12 protein-coding genes are annotated in these 19725 nt (G+C 40.5%); 10 read left to right on the top strand and 2 right to left on the bottom strand.

The window, feature by feature from the left end; translation table 11 throughout:
• Positions 1-2: 2 nt before the first annotated feature.
• The 4 genes from ACLCDV_RS23615 to ACLCDV_RS23600 all read left to right on the top strand — a co-directional run bounded on the left by ACLCDV_RS23615 (position 3) and on the right by ACLCDV_RS23600 (position 6852).
• Positions 3-1151, top strand: a complete 1149-nt coding sequence (locus ACLCDV_RS23615; RefSeq protein WP_411972395.1) for an aldose epimerase family protein — start codon at positions 3-5, stop codon at positions 1149-1151.
• A gap of 10 nt (positions 1152-1161) precedes the next feature.
• Entirely contained in the window at positions 1162-2706 is a 1545-nt protein-coding gene (locus ACLCDV_RS23610) for an alpha-N-arabinofuranosidase (protein WP_411972394.1), read from the top strand.
• A 106-nt stretch (positions 2707-2812) separates the two neighbouring features.
• The gene (locus tag ACLCDV_RS23605; protein WP_411972393.1) at positions 2813-4774 is read left to right on the top strand and encodes an alpha-L-arabinofuranosidase C-terminal domain-containing protein; all 1962 of its coding nucleotides are present in this window, start codon (positions 2813-2815) and stop codon (positions 4772-4774) included.
• Between the two features lie 158 nt (positions 4775-4932).
• Positions 4933-6852: a family 43 glycosylhydrolase gene (locus ACLCDV_RS23600; protein WP_411972392.1), complete on the top strand. Its 1920-nt coding sequence runs from the start codon at positions 4933-4935 to the stop codon at positions 6850-6852.
• A gap of 9 nt (positions 6853-6861) precedes the next feature.
• On the opposite strand, the gene ACLCDV_RS23595 is transcribed toward ACLCDV_RS23600, so the two are convergent.
• Together ACLCDV_RS23595 and ACLCDV_RS23590 are read right to left on the bottom strand one after the other, a co-directional pair.
• Entirely contained in the window at positions 6862-8775 is a 1914-nt protein-coding gene (locus tag ACLCDV_RS23595; RefSeq protein WP_088163093.1) for a DUF294 nucleotidyltransferase-like domain-containing protein, read from the bottom strand.
• A gap of 10 nt (positions 8776-8785) precedes the next feature.
• On the bottom strand, positions 8786-9406 hold the full coding sequence (locus tag ACLCDV_RS23590) for a 3'-5' exonuclease (protein WP_157698585.1): 621 nt from the start codon (positions 9404-9406) through the stop codon (positions 8786-8788).
• 177 nt (positions 9407-9583) lie between these two features.
• Between ACLCDV_RS23590 and rhaT the strand changes: the two genes are divergently transcribed.
• The 6 genes from rhaT to ACLCDV_RS23560 all read left to right on the top strand — a co-directional run bounded on the left by rhaT (position 9584) and on the right by ACLCDV_RS23560 (position 19717).
• Positions 9584-10660, top strand: a complete 1077-nt coding sequence (gene rhaT, locus ACLCDV_RS23585; protein WP_411972391.1) for an L-rhamnose/proton symporter RhaT — start codon at positions 9584-9586, stop codon at positions 10658-10660.
• 22 nt (positions 10661-10682) lie between these two features.
• Positions 10683-12791 (top strand): bifunctional aldolase/short-chain dehydrogenase, encoded by a 2109-nt coding sequence (locus ACLCDV_RS23580; protein WP_088163090.1) that lies wholly within the window; start codon positions 10683-10685, stop codon positions 12789-12791.
• Between the two features lie 84 nt (positions 12792-12875).
• Complete coding sequence (locus ACLCDV_RS23575; protein WP_317669380.1) at positions 12876-14150, top strand: TIM barrel protein; 1275 nt, start codon at positions 12876-12878, stop codon at positions 14148-14150.
• A gap of 12 nt (positions 14151-14162) precedes the next feature.
• A complete protein-coding gene (locus ACLCDV_RS23570; protein WP_145327539.1) occupies positions 14163-15530 on the top strand; it encodes an FGGY-family carbohydrate kinase in 1368 nt (455 codons plus the stop codon).
• 422 nt (positions 15531-15952) lie between these two features.
• Complete coding sequence (locus ACLCDV_RS23565; protein WP_411972390.1) at positions 15953-17263, top strand: rhamnogalacturonan acetylesterase; 1311 nt, start codon at positions 15953-15955, stop codon at positions 17261-17263.
• 240 nt (positions 17264-17503) lie between these two features.
• Positions 17504-19717 (top strand): fasciclin domain-containing protein, encoded by a 2214-nt coding sequence (locus ACLCDV_RS23560; RefSeq protein ID WP_088163086.1) that lies wholly within the window; start codon positions 17504-17506, stop codon positions 19715-19717.
• Positions 19718-19725: the final 8 nt, after the last annotated feature.

Here is a 19725-nt window from a genome sequence, read left to right as displayed (position 1 = left end):
AGATGAATAAGAAAATTATTATTGGTTTGTTGACTTGTGCTTCATTGGCTTATGGCTGCCAGTCTTCATCAACTCAAAGTAAGCAAGCAGCGACCTTGGCTGACTCTACCTCCAACCAAGCTTTTGATAGCCAGATTGATGGTAAAGAAGTTAAACTACTCCAGCTCAAGAATGACAAACTCGCTATTACATTGACAAATTATGGCGCACGCTTGGTAAGTTTAAAGGTGCCAGATAAAGACGGTAAATTGACTGATGTGATTTTGGGCTATGATTCGGCCAAAGAATACAAGGATAACTATAATAATTTTTACGGCGCAATTGTAGGGCGTTACGGGAATCGGATTGGCAAAGCATCATTTAAACTGAATGGAGAGGTTTATTCTTTAGAAAAGAATGATGGCGAGAATTCACTTCATGGCGGTACCAATGGCGTTTACAATAAAGTGTGGGATGTAGTCAGTAGCACTTCGACATCAATCACATTAGCCTATACCTCACCTGATAAAGAAGCGGGTTATCCGGGAACGGTCAAGATGGAAGTTACCTATACCCTGGAGGACAACGGTGCTTTGGCCATCGCCTATCAGGCGACAACAGATAAAGAGACGGTCTTAAATCTGACCAACCATGCTTATTTTAACCTCAATGGGGCAGGAGATTCTTCTATTCTGGATCATGAACTTCAAATTGATGCAAAGGCAATTACCGAAGTTGACAATACCTTGATTCCAACTGGAAAGAGTTTGCCTGTAGCGGGCACAGCATTCGATTTTACAAAACCTACACGTATTGGTGCTCGTATTGAAGATGAAAATGCACAGCTGAAGATCGGAAAAGGCTATGACCATAATTTTGAACTAAACAAGAAGGATGGTTTCCAGAAGGTCGCACAGGTGTATGCCGCGAAAACGGGTATTGAAATGGACATCTACACAACCGAACCTGGTTTACAGTTTTACAGTGGTAATTTTATGAAAGATTCTGACCCTAAAGGGAAAGAGGGAAAAGTGTATCCATTCCGTTCTGCTTTCTGTTTGGAGACACAACATTTTCCAGATGCACCAAATCACCCCAATTTTACATCAACGGTGTTAAAACCTGGAGAAAAATATAGTTCAAAAACAACCTACCAATTCAGTGTGAAATAATAAAATCTATATGATGAAGCTAAGATTAAAATTAGGCGTTGTTTTTACGCTGGCCACTGGATTACTGTATGGACAGAGTAGTGTAAGATTAGAAACGCCGCAACAGGAGCAGATTATAAGTCGACATATCTATGGACATTTCGCCGAGCACTTGGGACGCTGTATTTATGATGGATTTTATGTCGGTGAGAAAAATGATTCAATTCCGCATGCTGATGGTGTCCGGAAAGATGTTATTGAAGCCCTTAAGAATTTGAACATTCCCAATTTACGTTGGCCGGGTGGATGTTTTGCCGATACCTATCATTGGAAGGATGGAGTTGGGCCCAAAGCGCAACGGCCTGCTATCGTAAACAACTGGTGGGGTGGCGTGACAGAGGATAATTCTTATGGCACACACGATTTTCTCAATATGTGTGAATTGCTTGGTGCGGAACCTTATCTGGCGGGTAATGTGGGTAGCGGCGAGGTACAGGAGCTTGCCGACTGGGTCCAATATGTGAATTTTAAAGGAGAAAGCCCCATGTCGGATTGGCGACGAAAAAATGGTCGACAGGAACCTTGGAAGGTAAAATTCTGGGGCGTAGGAAATGAAGCTTGGGGCTGTGGCGGAAATATGACCGCCGATTACTATACCGACATTTATCGCAAATACGCCACTTTTATGTCGGATTGGACCAATGGAAGTGGTTTGTATCGGATAGCATCAGGAGCCAATAGTGCAGATTATAATTGGACGGAGACTCTCATGAAGAAAATTCCGAGTGGTTTGATGAAAGGCATGGGGCTTCATCACTATGCGGTGATCAACTGGGATAACAAGGGCTCAGCAACTCAATATTCGGAAGAGGAATATTTTAGAACCATGAAATCAGCTTGGTTTATGAATGAGCTGGTGGAGAAGAATATCGCCATTATGGACAAATACGATCCGAAAGGACTTGTGGATCTGATCGTAGACGAATGGGGGGGCTGGTATGCGGTAGAGCCCGGTACGAACCCTGGTTTTCTCTACCAACAAAATACCATGCGTGATGCCATGATTGCGGGAATGACGCTCAATATCTTTAACAATCATGCTCGTCGGGTGAAGATGGCCAATCTAGCGCAGGCTGTGAATGTATTGCAGGCGGTTATTCTAACAGAAGGAAAGAATATGATTTTGACGCCGACTTATCATGTGATGGAAATGTATAAGGTACATCAGGATGCCAAGTTGATTCCTATTTCCCTTCAATCAACGGATTTTGAATTTAACCAGGAAAAAATTCCGGCCGTTTCGGTTTCAGCGTCACAAGACAAGCAGGGCCGTACTCATATCTCCTTGGTAAATATTGATCCGAAAAAGAATAATAAGGTACGTGTGGATCTCGGTTCAGTGAAAGCTGCAAAAATTTCAGGCCGAATCCTTACCGCGGAGAATCTACGCGATTATAATTCCTTCAAGAAACCCACAACAATTAAACCTGTTGTGTACAATAGGGCAAAGGTAGTGAATGGTACCATTGAAGTGGACATTCCGGCATTTTCAGTTATTGTATTGGAATTAATATAACAGCCAATTTTGATAGGGTTGTCATGTCGTGCTACCCTATTTATGCTGTTAGAGTTAGTGTAAAAACCTGAAATAATAAATTATTGATGAACAAATACATATAGGGATGAAAAGAGTAGTGTCAATACTGTTACTGTTAGCGAGCTTGAGCTCTTCAGCAATGGCACAGTCACCGATAACATTAAATATAGCGTTGGATAAACCTACAGGCAAAATATCGCCACATATGTGGGGTGTCTTTTTTGAAGATATCAATCTTGGTGCCGATGGGGGAATTTACGCTGAATTAGTAAAGAATAGATCATTTGAGTTTGATCAGCCTTGGATGGGATGGAAAAAGCTCGAAAATGGTCCTGAGGGAACCTACCTCCTGCTAAACGATAGCAAACGTAAAGGGAACAAACGTTATTTAAGGATAAACAATGCGGCTAATCTGAAATTAGGACTACAAAATGAAGGCTTTAGAGGAATGGGGGTGAAAGCGGGGGCAGCATATGAGTTCTCTGTACAATACCAAAGTGCAGCTAAGGGGATGAAAATCCATGTTGAGCTGCTCGATCAACAGAATAAAGTTATTGGCGCAGCTGAGCTTCCTCTTGAACCCGTCGGATCATGGTCTGAAGCTGCAGTCAAATTTCCTGTCAACCAAACGACAGATAAAGCCAAATTAAATGTTTGGTTTACAGGGGCGGGTACCTTAGACGTGGATATGCTTTCGTTATTTCCAGTAGACACCTGGAAAGGAAGACCGAAGGGTTTACGTAAAGATATGGTTCAGATGCTTGCCGATATGAAACCCGGCTTTATCCGTTTTCCTGGAGGCTGTATTGTTGAAGGGAAAGATTTGGCTAATCGCTTTCAATGGAAAAAAACTGTTGGACCAATAACGGAAAGGGAATTGATTATCAACCGGTGGAATACCGAATTCAGCCATCGGCTTACACCTGATTATTTTCAGACCTTTGGTTTAGGATTTTATGAATACTTTTTACTGGCAGAAGATATTGGAGCCTCCCCAGTTCCCATTCTCAATTGCGGTATGGCCTGCCAATTTAATACCGGAGAACTTGTCCCATTGGACGAACTTGATACCTATGTGCAAGACGCTTTGGATCTGATTGAATTTGCTAATGGTACAACAGATACAAAATGGGGGAAATTACGGGCGGATATGGGGCACCCTGAGCCTTTTCACCTCAAAATGCTGGGGGTTGGCAATGAAAATTGGGGCCCGCAATATATCGAACGGTTGGCCGTCTTCAAGAAAGCATTAAACGAAAAGCATCCAGAGATCAAAATTATTGCCAGTTCGGGCACTGATCCCGAAGGAGATCGTTTTGACTTCTTAAATGATCAACTGCGGGCGATGAATATCAATATCATTGATGAACATTATTACCGTCCACCATCCTGGTTTCTTTCGAGCGCCAATCGCTATGATAATTACGCTAGAAATGGGGTGAAAATTTTCGCTGGGGAATACGCTTCGCATACGACCCGACCAAATGGTCCAGGGAAAAGTACCTGGGAGGCGGCCCTCTCGGAAGCCGCCTTCATGACAGGCCTGGAACGAAATGGCGACGTGGTGGAGATGGCATCTTATGCGCCATTATTCGGCCATGTCGATGGATGGCAGTGGTCACCGGATTTAATTTGGGTGGATAACTTGCAGGTATATGGAACACCGAGCTACCAAGTGCAAAAATTATATGCTACCAATAAAGGGACAGGCATTGTTCCGATCAAACGGGATGGTGAATTCGTTGCTGGCAAAGATAGCCTATACGCTTCTGCAGTATTTGATGCCGAGGCGCGACAACTTATCGTGAAAGTCGTTAATTACAATAGTAAGCCGATGAAAGTGAACCTCGACATAGATTCGAAGAAAAAGCCTGCTGCGACAGCAGAGAAAATCACGTTGGCAAACGCCAACCTAAACCTGAGTAACAGTATCGAGGAACCATTGAACATCCGTCCAAAACAAAATACGGTAACTTATAAGGGAAAGACGATTGTTGAAACATTTGAACCCTATTCCTTTACCTTGATTAAAATGTCCGTTAAATAAGATGAATATCCGTAGACTCTATTTTACTACCCTGATTCTATTTGCACATAACGTGTTTGCACAGGTAAAAAAACAAAATGGGAGCGTTACGGTCGCATTTGGGTGGGGTAACAACCGCGGTATAGTAATGTGCTATTTACAAATGAAATAACCTTTTTATGAATAAAAGAAAGTTGATATCCCTCATGGGAGTTGTTGGTTTGATGATGGCTGCCTTGTGTTCCGTATCGGCACAGGAATATAAAGCTGGACCATCGGAAAAAGATTTTGCGGGTTATCTATTTACCTATTTTAAAGGTAATGCAATTGCGGATGAGGCCGTATGTTTTGCGATTAGTACTGACGGTTATACATTCAGGGCACTGAACAATAATCAGCCCATATTGGATTCTAAACGCATCAGCAGTACAGGTGGCGTAAGGGATCCACATATTTTACGGACCGAGGACGGCAAATCATTTTATATGGTGCTAACGGATATGACGGCATCCAAAGGATGGGATTCTAACCGAGCCATGGTTTTGTTAAAATCTACAGATTTGATCCACTGGGAGCATCATGTGATTAACATCCAACAACGTTATCAAGGGCAGAAAGACTTAAAAAGGGTTTGGGCGCCCCAGACTATATTTGATCCAGGTGTCGGTAAATATATGGTTTACTGGTCCATGAAATATGGAGATCAACCTGACGTGATTTATTATGCTTATGCTAATCGTGATTTTACGGATCTGGAGGGCGAACCTAAGGTGTTGTTTTTGCCTAAAAATGGTCAATCCTGTATAGATGGGGATATTATTGTTAAAAACGGCGTATTCCATTTGTTTTATAAAACTGAGGGGAATGGGAAAGGAATAAAACAGGCGATCACAGATTCATTGACGTCAGGGAAATGGGTTGAACAACAGGGTTATAAACAGGTAACTGCAGACGATGTGGAAGGATCTGGAATTTTTAAACGTAATCAATCCGATACTTATATCTTGATGTATGACGTTTATAAAAAGGGGAAGTACCAATTTTGTGAATCTCAGGATCTAGATCATTTTAAAGCAATAGATCAACAGATTGATATGGATTTTCATCCTAGACATGGCACTATTTTACCGCTTTCAAGAAATGAGTTGAATAAATTGATTCAACATTGGGGAAAACCAGCTGATATCACATTGAACAATGTGAAAAATCCTATATTGGAGGGATTTTATGCGGATCCAGATGTATTGTACTCTAATAAGACAAAGAAATATTATATCTATCCAACGAGTGATGGCTTTGACGGTTGGGGGGGATACTACTTCAAAACCTTTTCTTCCACTGATTTGATAGCATGGAAAGATGAGGGAGTAATATTAGATTTAAAAAAAGATGTCCTATGGGGCAACCACCATGCCTGGGCGCCGACGATCGCAGAGAAGAAAGTCAAGGGTGGGTATAAATATTATTATTATTTTACAGCAGCTCAGAAAATCGGTGTTGCAGTAGCAGACTCACCAACCGGTCCTTTTAAAGATTCAGGTAAACCGCTGATAGACTTCAAACCAAATGGCGTAAAGGGAGGCCAAGAGATCGATCCAGCTGTTTTCACTGATCCCAAAACCAATAAGAGTTATCTTTATTGGGGAAATGGTCATCTTGCTGTAGCCGAACTTAATAAGGACATGGTGACAATCAAGGAAAATACGATCAAATTATTGACCCCCGATAGAACATTCCGTGAAGGAACTTATGTCTTTTTCCGGAAAGGGATTTATTATTTCCTATGGTCGGAAAATGATACACGTAGCGAAAATTATCGGGTTCGTTATGGAACTTCAACCTCTCCTTTGGGACCCATTCAAATCCCCGAAGATAATCTTATCTTGCAGAAAGATGTTGCTCTTGGAATTTACGGGACTGGACACAATTCGGTGTTGCAGCTGCCTGGAAAAGATGAATGGTACATTGTTTATCATCGATTTAACTATCCCAAAGGAATTACGATGGGCGAAGCTGCTGGGTATAACCGCGAAGTGTGTATGGACAAATTGCAGTTTGGTCCAGATGGGAAAATTCTTCCAGTCGTGCCGAGTCATTAAAATGGGCCATTACCCAAAGAGGTTACTGGTGAATTTTACTTTAATCCCCAGCTGAAAGTTATTGATCGTTTTAAATATTTCCTTAATGGTTGCCTTTTCAATATTTGTCAAGCTGTCCATCGGTACATAATTGTTTGGGCTAAGTTTGGCTATCCGAATCTGATTCGCTTGATTTTTCAGGCGAATCGACATCAGATAATAGTAAGATTGATGTAATTCTTCATATTGTTCCTGCGTGAAAATCCCCAATTCGAGTAACTGCTTGAGTCTTCCACCAGTATTTTCTTCATAAATTCGGTTTTTCAGGGCATATACACGAACCAAATCGACAATAGGTGTCATAGCTTTTTTGATGTTGAAGACTTCAGACGATCCGATGGTTTGCGTTTTGATCGCCTTAAAAAATGTCAAGGGAGGTTCATACTGTAGGGCATTTTTTGCGATAAATGTAAAAAAGCGCTCATTAGGTTTTTGTAATTCGACATTGAGGAACTCTTTAAGCTGATCTATAATATCTTGGTCGCCATATAATCGTCGGCAGTCAAAGAATGTAGAAAACTTAATTGCATTTTCGGGAATACTTTCCTCGATCCATTTTTTATAATTGTTTTTCCAATGTGATAGTGAATGTGTCCATTCAGGATTGCTGGCCATATATCCTCCTGTACAATAACTGAAACCTATTGTATTTAAATGATCAGACACACGACTTGCAAAATTCAAAAAATACGCTCGGACGAGCTCGCGCTGTTCATTGGCTTTATCTTCATAAATAATCGCATTATCCTGATCTGTCATCAGCGTCTGTTCTTTTCTTCCTTCACTACCAGTCACCATGAAGACAAATTTTGCCGGCGGTTCGCCCATCTCTTCGATTACTTTTTCGATTACTTTCAGTGCAATACTGTCCGCTACAGTTGTAATCACCTGATTGGCAATTTCGGCATTTACTCCTCTGCCGAGCAGTTGATGGATAATTTCTGGAACGTTGTTCCACTTTTCACGCAATTCGTCAAAAGTTTCTGCTAGTTTGACCGATTGAATAAATACGAGTGGCGATTGCCCTTGCTCACTCAATAATCTGTTACGGCTTAGGAATCCAACGTAATTCCCTTCTTTTTCAACGAGCAGGTATCTTGATTTCGTTCGGAACATTTTTAGTACAGCCTCATACAGGTAAGCTTGATCAGAGATACTAACAATTGGGTTGTCCATCACTTCGATAATCGCGCGGTCGACAGCGATTTGTTGCGCCACGACATTATCCCGCAAGGTCATATCAGTAGCATAGCCGATGATACCATTTTTGTCTTTGATAAACACACAACTTACCTTTTGTTTGGCCATCATCTTTGCAACCTCAAAAATGGGGGTTTCAGCGGTACAGGCAACAATATCTTTGTAAGTGATATGTTCTATCTTTCGCGAGTACAATTGATCCGCAGCAAAGTAGCTCTCCTCAAAAGAAGCTGGGGATTTTACAAAGTGTGAAAACTCCTCATCTAACATCCTTTTTCCAAAAGAATTGGTGAAAAAATGAAAGAACTCTTCATTGGCATTACAAAGCTCAATAAAATTTTTCCGCGGTAATCGATAGATGATTGTACCTTTTTTAGCGATGACAGATTTTAACGCTTTTGTTCGATTCAATAAGACTGAAATACCGCCAAAGCAATAAGGCATATGATGGATTTCGACTAATCGTTTATTATCTGAAGCATCTAAAAAAAATGTTTCGTATTCTCCTTCGAAGATTAAGTCTACTCCGTCCATATCGGTAATATTCTGTCGATAGACCAAGGTGTCTTTGGAGAAACGATGTTCATAGAGTATATCGACAATACTTAGCTGAAGGGTTTCGGGCAATACCTGAAATGGTTGGGTCGATTTCAGCAAGGATAGGAGGGATTCGTTTTTTTCCATGAATACGGCATTAAAAAAGATTATCGAACTCAGTTTGTTGGTTTAGAATTTCTTGATCGGAGAGATCTTTTCGTTGGATCATTTCAAAATAACATTTCGCTGTGATCTCAGCATCTTTCTCCGCATCGTGTATATTTTCGGGAAGAGCCAGGAAAAGCGATTCATGTAATAATGAAAGCGGAAGATGGACCATATGTGGGTTTCTAACATACCTTTTGCTATGCAGCAAGGTGCAAAAGTATTTTAAGTCGCAAAATGGGAGCGGAAGATTGGAACGATAGAATTCAGCAGATAATACCTGCAAATCAAATGAAAGAAAATGTCCAACGATTTGCGGTTTATATTTTTTAATGTCATGACTCAGTTTACGCAACACCTCTTTTTTCTTTTCGCCGTGCTTCATTAAAAAGGGGGGAGTCAATCCGTGTATTTGCTCTGAAGCGGGACTGATTGGTATTAGCGGTTCATAAATATATTTATTCGTACGTTTAACTTCATTGCGTTCTTCGTCAAAAATAATCCAAGCCAATTGCAATATATGCGGCCAGTTGTCGCTGTCGGTGTACTTTTTATTCCATTTTTTCGGCAGCCCGGATGTTTCGGTATCTATGAATAACAAATATTTTTTCAAGGAAGTATTTATAATAAGTAATTAAAAGTAATCAAAATTTACTGTAAGCTGTAGATGCCGTTTAAATAAATTATCTTGTAAAGGGCAACTGTCTTGGTTATGTGGCATAACAGTGCATAACAGTTCCTCCCATCAAATCATTTAATTTAGTTTTTGTAATACCTAAAAAGATACACAATGAATGCTGTTTTCGGAGTTATATTCCATTTTATAGGCGGTTTCGCGTCTGGTAGTTTTTATGTGCCGTATAAGAAAGTGAAAGGCTGGTCCTGGGAATCCATGTGGATATTAGGGGGACTTTTTTCATGGGTGATCGTTCCGCCGATAGCGGCAATGTTGACGATTCCAAATTTTGTGGAAATTATCCAAGATACGAATAGTTCCATTGTAGGCTACACTTTTTTATTTGGATTACTCTGGGGGATTGGGGGACTGACCTATGGACTTGGTGTACGTTACCTCGGGGTATCTTTGGGAAGTAGTATCATTTTGGGACTTAGCATGGTTTTTGGATCCTTGATGCCAAGTATTTATTATTTTTTCAATAAGACTGCAGGCAAACATGGTATAGACTATTTTTTTACAACACATTCCGGTATTTGTATTCTCATAGGACTTTTGGTGTGTGTGCTTGGTGTGTTTTTATGTGGGAAGGCTGGAGTGTCAAAGGAGAAGCATTTATCTGCATTATCATCTGAAAGCAAGTCTGATTACAATTTTGGGTTGGGTATCGTTGTGGCTATTATATCGGGGATATTAAGTGCTTGTTTCAATTTTGGAATAGAGGCAGGAAAGCCGATGGCTGATGTGGCTAACATCTTATGGAAGGCTACTCATCCAAATCAAGGAGAATTTCTCTATCAAAATAACGTCACCTATATTGTAATCCTTTGGGGTGGTTTTGTGACGAACTTTCTTTGGTGCCTTTACTTATTGTTTAAGAATAGAACTTTTGGGGATTATACAAAGTCCGATGTGCCAAAAGGCAAAAACTTCCTTTTATGTGCGATAGCGGGAACGACTTGGTATCTGCAGTTTTTCTTTTATGGTATGGGCGAAAGCCGTTTAGGAAATGGAGCCAGCTCCTGGATCTTGCATATGGCATTTATCATTCTCATTTCAAATGCTTGGGGTGTTGCACTCAAGGAATGGAAAGGTGTGGATCGTGCGACTTATCGTTCTATAATCGGAGGAATTGTAACCATTATCATCTCTATTTGCATCGTAGGGTTTGCAAAGACATTAGAAAATTAATATTTAAATAAATATAGAAGAAGTGAAAACGTACAAACATGTCAATTACTTATGGGACGATGAGAAAGCTCAGGCACTAAGCGGTGATGAAGTAGCTTTACTGTTATATCGTTCGAATATTTTAGGTGCAGATTTAAGGATCACAAATTATGGCGGGGGAAATACCTCGTGCAAAGTTCCTGAAAAAGATCCTTTGACAGGTGAAGAAGTGGAGGTGATGTGGATCAAAGGCTCAGGAGGTGATATCGGAACTTTGAAAAAATCCGGTTTGGCGGCTTTGTATCTCCAACGTCTACGTAATTTGGAAAATGTCTATCGTGGATTAGATCATGAAGATGAAATGGTTGAATTATTTAACCACTGTATCTATGATCTAGCGTCTAAAGCTCCATCTATTGATACACCACTGCATGGATTCCTGCCATTCAAACATATCGACCACTTACATCCCGATGCGGCAATTGCCATTGCCGCGGCCAAAGATGGAAAGACAATCACGCAAGAGCTTTTTAATGGGACCATCGGCTGGGTAGACTGGCAACGACCGGGATTTGATTTAGGCCTGCAGTTAAGAGCTTGCTTGGAAGAGAATCCAGGAATCCGAGGTATCATGTTAGGCTCTCATGGTTTATTTACCTGGGGCGATACAGCATACGAATGTTATGTTAATTCGTTGGATGTCATTGAAGCCTGTGCAGCATATCTTGAGCAGAATTATGGTAAAAAAGCACCTGTCTTTGGTGGACAAAAAGTGATTAGCTTGGGCAAGGAAGAAAGAACTGCACAAGCGGCCAAACTGGCGCCGGTTTTAAGAGGTTTCTGTTCCAGTGAGCGCCATATGATAGGGCATTTCACAGACGATGAACGCGTATTGGAATTTATCAATTCCAATGATTTAGCACGTTTAGCTCCACTTGGTACCAGTTGCCCGGACCACTTCTTGAGGACCAAAATCCAACCATTGGTGTTGAATTTGGATAAATCAGAAGATTTAGACAACGTTGAAGAGCTCAAAGCGAAATTGACGCCATTATTTGAAGAGTACCGTGAAATGTATGCACAGTATTATGAAAACTGCAAACATGAAAACAGTCCAGCGGTCCGAGATAAAAACCCGGTAATTGTTCTGTATCCAGGTGTAGGTATGTTCGCATTTGCGAAAGACAAACAGACTGCACGGGTGGCAGCGGAATTCTATACCAATGCAATCAATGTAATGAAAGGCGCTGAGGCTGTAAGCGAATATACCGCATTACCTCGTCAAGAGGCATTTGATATTGAGTATTGGTTGCTAGAAGAAGCAAAGTTGCAGCGCATGCCAAAACCCAAGGCACTTTCTGGAAAAATTGCTTTGGTTACTGGCAGTGGTGGTGGTATTGGAAAAGCAATCGCTAAAAAGATGGCTCAAGAAGGCGCTGTGATTGTCTTAAATGATATTAACGCAGAACGGTTGGAATCGAGTAAGGCCGAATTTGTAGGCGAATTTGGAACAGACTCGGTCATCGCTACAATTCTTGATGTAACCAATGCAGATTCTATCAAAGGTGCTTTGAAAGATGCGGCTTTAGCATTCGGTGGTATTGATATCGTCGTTAATAATGCTGGATTGTCGATTTCAAAAACAATCGAAGACCACACGGAGAAGGATTGGGATTTATTGTACGATGTATTGGTAAAGGGCCAGTTTTTGGTTACGCAAGGAGTGACGTCAATATTAAAAGGGCAGGCAATCGGTGGCGATATCATCAATATTGTCAGTAAAAATGCTTTGGTTAGCGGACCAAACAATACGGGGTATGGAAGCGCAAAAGGTGCCCAGTTGCATTTGAGCCGTTTATGTGCAGCAGAATTGGGTCCTGTGGGAGTGCGTGTAAACGTTGTCAATCCCGATGCGGTTATTTCAGATAGCAATATCTGGGCTGGGGGTTGGGCAGAAGGTCGTGCTAAAGCCTATGGCATTACTGTTGCGGAACTTCCTGCATACTATGCAAAGAGAACCTTGTTAAATGAGATTATCCTTCCACAAGATATTGCGAATGCATGTTTTGCTTTTGTGGGTGGATTGCTGAGCAAGTCTACTGGGAATGTGTTAAACGTTGACGGAGGCGTTGCAATGGCGTTTGTACGCTAATTTTTATATCTTTAGGTGTCGTGTTCAGAAAGGGAAAAATTAAGACGGCACCTAAAGAATTTTTAGACGATAACCAATAATATTATGATTCTTGATAAACAAATTATAGATCAGCACAATAACCAATTAGCGGAGAAACATACACGAGCTTTTGACTATGTATCGGCAGATATTTCAGACACAGAGGAAATCTTGGACAAACTCCAGAAATTTCAAATTGCTATCCCAAGCTGGGCATTAGGAACAGGTGGTACTCGATTTGGGCGGTTTTCCGGAGCGGGTGAGCCCGGAACTTTGGAACAAAAGTTAGAGGATGTAGGCTTATTACACGCGCTCAACAAATCAAGCGGTGCTATTTCCTTACATATACCTTGGGATATCCCTTCGGATGCAGAAAAAATCAAATCATTGGCATCTAAACTCGGTATTGCATTTGACGCAGTGAATTCCAATACATTTCAAGATCAGACTGGACAAGAATACAGCTATAAATTTGGTTCGCTTCACCATGTCAATCCTAAAGTACGTGAACAGGCTATTGCCCACAATATTGAAGTTATCAATTATGGAAAAGCTTTGGGATCTAAATCTCTTACAGTTTGGCTCGCTGACGGTTCATCTTTTCCAGGGCAGTTGAGTTTTAGAGAGGCATTTCAAAATACATTGTCTAGCTTAAGTGAAATTTATAAGCACCTACCAGACGATTGGAAATTGTTTGTGGAATACAAAGCTTTTGAACCATATTTCTATTCTACAACTATTGGAGACTGGGGGCAATCCTTACTATTGGCCAATAAATTAGGTCCTAAAGCTTATACTTTGGTTGATTTGGGACACCATTTACCCAATGCTAACATTGAACAGATTGTTTCTCTATTGCTTATGGAGGGCAAGCTTGGTGGTTTTCATTTTAACGATAGTAAGTACGCTGACGACGATCTAACAGCGGGCAGCATTAAGCCATATCAGTTATTTCTGATATTCAACGAATTGGTCGATGGAATGGATTTGAATGGGATAGACCATGCGACAGGGTTGGGTTGGATGATTGACGCTTCTCATAACCTGAAAGATCCCTTGGTCGATTTGTTACAATCAGTTGAAGCGATTAAGATCGCCTATGCACAGGCTTTGTTAGTTGATCGCAAAGCATTGAAACAGGCACAGCAGACAAATGATATCGTGAAAGCTCAGGAAATCTTGCAAGATGCGTTTCGAACTGATGTCAGACCGCTTGTTGCAGAAGCAAGGTTAAGAAGTGGTGCTGCACTAAATCCAGTTCGATTATTCAACGAAGAAAACTTACGAAGTAAACTTATCGAAGAACGCGGAATAAATTCTGTAGCTACTGGTTTGTAACAAGGGAAAAGAATGAAGGGGAAACCAATACCAGTAGTTGCAATATTCGACGTCGGGAAGACGAATAAGAAATTATTTCTCTTTAATGAGCATTACCAGATTGTTTTTGAGAGGTCGGCTCGTTTTTTAGAAACTACCGATGAAGATGGCGATAGCTGTGAAAATTTAGAAAGTTTACGTTTGTCTGTTTTTGACTCATTACATGAAGTCTTTCGGAAAGGTGAGTTTGAGATTAAGGCGATTAATTTTACTTCATATGGGGCGAGTTTTGTCTACATTGATAAAGATGGGCGGCCTTTAACACCATTATATAACTATTTAAAGGAATATCCCAAAAAACTGCTGGAGTCTTTCTATGCACAATATGGTGGAAAAGATAGATTCGCATTGGAAACTTCGTCTCCGAGTTTGGGAAGTCTTAATTCTGGGCTACAGATCTATCGTTTGTTTAAATTAAAGCCAGCGCTGTTTAAGGAAGTCAAATGGGCGTTACATCTTCCACAATATTTGAGTTATTTAATTTCAGGACAACCCTATGCCGATATGACAAGTATAGGTTGCCATACAGCATTGTGGGATTTTAAGAAAAATAATTACCATCAGTGGGTTTTTGATACAGGCATTTTACAAAAAATGGCACCTATCGTTCAAGGAGATCAGCTCTTCAGGGCAACTTTTCCAGGAAGTGGTTATCTAGTTGGAAGTGGGCTACACGATAGTTCTTCGGCTTTGATTCCTTACCTGCTCAATTTTCATGAACCTTTTGTATTGATTTCAACGGGGACTTGGTGCATTTCATTCAATCCATTTAATACAGAATCTTTGACAAAAGATGAATTGAATCAAGATTGCTTGATGTATATGACCTATACAGGTCGGTCTGTAAAAGCATCGCGGTTATTTGCCGGTTATGAGCATGAAGAGCAAGTCAAACGTATTGCTCAATTTTTTCAAGTGTCAACTGGAAAATTCAAACAGATTGGCCTCGATTGGGAAATTATTGAAAAATATCAAGTGATGGAGGTGTCGGACCAATTGGATGCATTTGCTTCGATAGATTTGACACATTTCAATACTCATATTGAGGCGTATCATGTCTTGATGATGCATCTCGTAAAGGCTCAGATAAAAGCGACTTCTTTGATTCTTCAAAAGAATGGTGTACAACGGATATTTGTAGATGGTGGATTTAGCCGTAATGTAATTTATATGACGTTATTAGCGCAAGCTTTTCCAAATAGTGAAGTTTTTGGTGCATCAATGGCACAAGCTACGGCACTTGGTGCAGCTCTGGTTATTCACGATCATTGGAATAAGCAGCCTATTCCAAATGACATTATTGAACTCCGTTATTTTAGGGCAGGCAAAAAAATACATTAATTTCAATAATAGGAATAAGAATTTAGTTTTTTTATTAGTTATCGTGAGAGGTCAGGCGATTTTTGCCTGGCCTATTTTTTTTGAAAGTGTCTGATGTTATTGGCTAGAAAGAACCTTCTGTTCGCTTTCATTGCTGTCGGTACCTGTGAAGTCATTTTCTAATATATCGGTAGGAGTGTATTTATATGGTTACCACCAGTTTTAAAAAATAAAAAGTTTCCAAACGGGGGTGAGGAAACCTTTTATTAAAAACCTAAAATTAAGAATAATTATACCAATTATTATATGATGATTAAAGGTGCGGAAAATTAGGCGATTAGCTGTCCTGAACTGTTGGCGAAAGGGAGGCACAGGTAAGCGCAGGGTGGTCTGGCCAATTGGAAAAATTATATTTGAGTCTCCTAAATTAATAAAACTTAGAGATGAAGAGATTAATCTTAACGATCACATTTTTTATACAGGTCTGTTGCCATGTTTTATTTGCCGAACAGATTGTCAGGGAATTTCGCTTTGGTGGTACTAAGAAAAACCAGACTGTAATTTCTTTAAGGGAAGCACAAGCCTATAAGGATAAGCAAGGGTATGGTTTTGAATTTTCAACAGAACAAGATGTCAGGATTGATTCAAAGAACAAAAGCCTTTTCAGCGAAAAGCCATTTTATTTTTCGGTAAGAGTTCCTGAAGGCAATTATAAAATTACGATTACCTATCAGGGTTTGAACGATAAGCCTTACCGCAGTACCGTACGTTCTGAATCCCGGAGGCTGCAGATCGAAAACCAAGAGGTATTACCTAATAAATCTTTCGATAGGACCTTTATTGTACATATCAAAGATCCAAAGATTGCTTCTGGCGAAACTGTAGCATTGAAGAAGCCAAGGGAGCTGCAAAAACTCGACTGGGATAATAAGTTGACTTTGGAGTTCCAGCAAACAAATTGTATTTCGACCATTCGAATCGAGTCGGTAAGCAATGTCGCGACTGTATTTTTAGCAGGGAACTCGACGGTAGTTAATCAAGAGGATGAGCCCTGGGCGTCCTGGGGACAAATGATTCCTCGATTTTTTGATGCAGGTGTGGCCATTGCTAATCATGCGGAATCTGGACTGGCACTAAGTTCGTTTTTGTCCTCAAAAAGATTGGAAAAAATTCTCTCTGTTGCCAAGCCTGGAGATTATTTATTTATTGAATTTGGGCACAATGATCAAAAGGAAAAAGGAGAAAATGCAGGTGCTTATAAGGGCTATAGTGATCGTTTACGTTATTTTGTACGTGAATTTCGGGCAAAAGGTGGCCTGCCAGTTATCTTAACCTCCACAGCACGACGAGCATTTGATGGACAAGGAAAACTGTTGCAGACATTAGGTGATTTTCCCGATGCGGCTCGGAAGGTCGCAGTAGAACTTCAGGTGCCTTTGATAGATCTTAATCAGAAAACGAGTTTGTTTTACGAGGCATTAGGAGTTGAGCAGTCTAAACAAGCATTTGTTCACTATCCTGCGCATACTTTTCCAAATCAAAAAAATGATTTGGCCGATAATACCCATTTCAATCCCTATGGTGCCTATGAGATCGCTAAAATGGTGCTCACAGGAATTAAAGAAAACAACTTGAAGATAGCAGACCATATCGTCGATTTTCAGGACTTTGATCCGCAGCAACCAGATGATTTTAAAACTTGGTATTGGCCGCCAAGTTTGATCAATAGTGTTATCAAACCAGATGGCAATTAATTTGTATTGATATAATGTTACGGTCGGGCAGTATTTGTCCGACCTTTTTTATGTTCTATTTGCTCATTTAGACAGGATAGTGCAGGTTGGTGCAAATGTCTTTTAGACATATATTTGTCACACCAATTATGAACCGCAAAAGGACAAACTTTCGCTTCATAAAACGTATTATTTGAAGTATCTCAACGAGCACTTGCCGTAATTTATTATTAACCAAATTATTGACCTAATACATTTACTATGTTATCATCCAAATTTAACCTATTTTGGATTGCACTATTGATTACGGTAGTGTCATGTAGGAAGGAAGCCTTTGACGCCTACTATGGTAGACCCGAATGGCTGGCAAGCCCAATTTACCAGCAGCTCGATTCAATGGGCGACTTTAAGAAGTACCTGAGCTGCATTGAACTGTCCGGCTATAAAAATACACTCGGGACTGCGGGTTCTTGGACAGTATTTGCACCCACTGATCAGGCCTTTGATCAATTTATGAAGGAAAATGGTATTAGTGATGTATCAAAGATCGATGCGAAACTGGCCGAGAAGATTGTGCGTTCTTCAATGATTTATGACGGTGAGCGACTTGAAAAGCTGAACGATTATTTTTCAGCAAAAGGTTGGCAGCAAGGTTTTGCTTTTCGGCGTCGATCTGTATACTATGACTTTGTTGAAAAAGAGGATTTAGGGAATGGCAAGATTAGACGGTTTGTCTCAGCAAATCGCGGCCCTAATGTAGCTTATGCAGCTACGGATAACAATAATAAACACATTAGCTATTTTTTTGATGCTTACATGAACCAGCGTGGTTTGGGGGCTATAGATTATCAGTCATTTTATCCTAACAGCAGCTATACGGGGTTGAACGTTGGATCAGCTGAAATTGATCCTGCAAGAAGCAATATCTCCGCAGAGAATGGCTATATCCATGTTGTGAATAAAGTTTTGATTGCGGAGAAGAGTATCGATCAATACCTCCGCGATAATACGAGTTACTCCACATTCAAATCAATTCTGGATTTTTTTGCCTCTTATACATATAATGCGGAGATAACACGGAAGAATGAGGTGCTTACCGGGGAAAAGGATTCTGTATTTGTTAAAGGATATGCAGGGATTGGTTTGGCGCTCAACAATGAAAATTATGCAAAGGAAGATCCCAACGATGCCCAAACCAATAATTTTTCGATCACGGTACCTACCAATGAGGCTGTAAGTAATTACGCTAAACGTGTATTGTTAAAGTATTACCCCCAAGGCACCACGTTAAAAGATCTTTTTTATACAAATCCTGCTGTCTTAACAGAATTTGTAAATTCTCATCTGTATAATACACAGGTGTGGCCATCCCAGTTCTCCCAAGCGCAAAACTTTGTCGGTGAACTACCTAAGGTGACAAAGGCCAATATCAAAGAGACAAAATTATTGAGCAATGGTGCATTTTATGGTATAGACGCGTGTCAACAGGCCAATGTCTTCCACTCCGTCTATGGCAATGTTTTATTGGATCCTAAATATAGCTTCATGCGTCGCGCATTGGAACGCATGAGCATGAATTTGACCTTAAAGATTCCAACCATTCGTTATATGTTGATCCTTGTATCGGATCAGAAGTTATATGAAATGGGCTTTGACTATGATGCCTATAATACCTCAGACCCGATCCGTTTTAATGGCGGAAATGGCACCCCAGAAATGCGAGAGGTGCTGATGGCTCATATTATTCCATTAGGAAACGATCCCTTGCCTGATTTAACGGGAAAGGGAATATTGGAAAGCTATGCAGGTGAGTATGTAAAGTTTAACCAGATGAAAATGTCTTCTAGCGGAACTTTGGATGGACCAACGGAAACACAGCAAATCCGTATTGATTCAATCAGCATTGGAAATAACCTTTCGGGGCCATTAAATGGAGTTGCGGTCTATCTTAACGGAGGATTGACTTCATCGAATACCAATATTGGATTTTATCTTAAAAATATTGGAGCGGATCAGACCTCCTCTCCATTCAATTCATTTTATAAATATCTCATTGCAAGCACACTTTATTCGGCTACAGATGGAGTTGTCAAAGGAATAGAACTCGGATTGAATTATACTTTGTTGATTCCTAATAATGAGGCAATCGCTAATGCAGTTGCAAACGGTGATTTGCCAACCGCTACAGCTCCTACGGCGCAAGCGGATATTGATAAGGTAACACGATTTATCCAATACCATATTGCGCGCAATTCATTTGCGATCGATGGAAAGAAGACGGGATTCTTTCAGTCGCTTTGTAAAAATGTAGACGGGGATGCCCAATCGATACAGGTTGCTGTCAACCAGGTTAATAAGTTGCAGGTGATGGATAATCTTAACCGAACCGTTGAAGCTGATGTCGTGCAGAGTAATCAACTTGGACAGCGCGTATTGATACATTCGCTCAAAGGATATTTAAAGCATGGCCTGTAATCTAACCG

It is taken from the genome of Sphingobacterium sp. Lzh-3, from assembly GCF_046764375.1.
Taxonomy (GTDB): domain Bacteria; phylum Bacteroidota; class Bacteroidia; order Sphingobacteriales; family Sphingobacteriaceae; genus Sphingobacterium.
The sequence above is the reverse complement of the archived record's forward strand: the minus strand, read 5'-3'. Positions and strand labels throughout refer to the sequence as shown.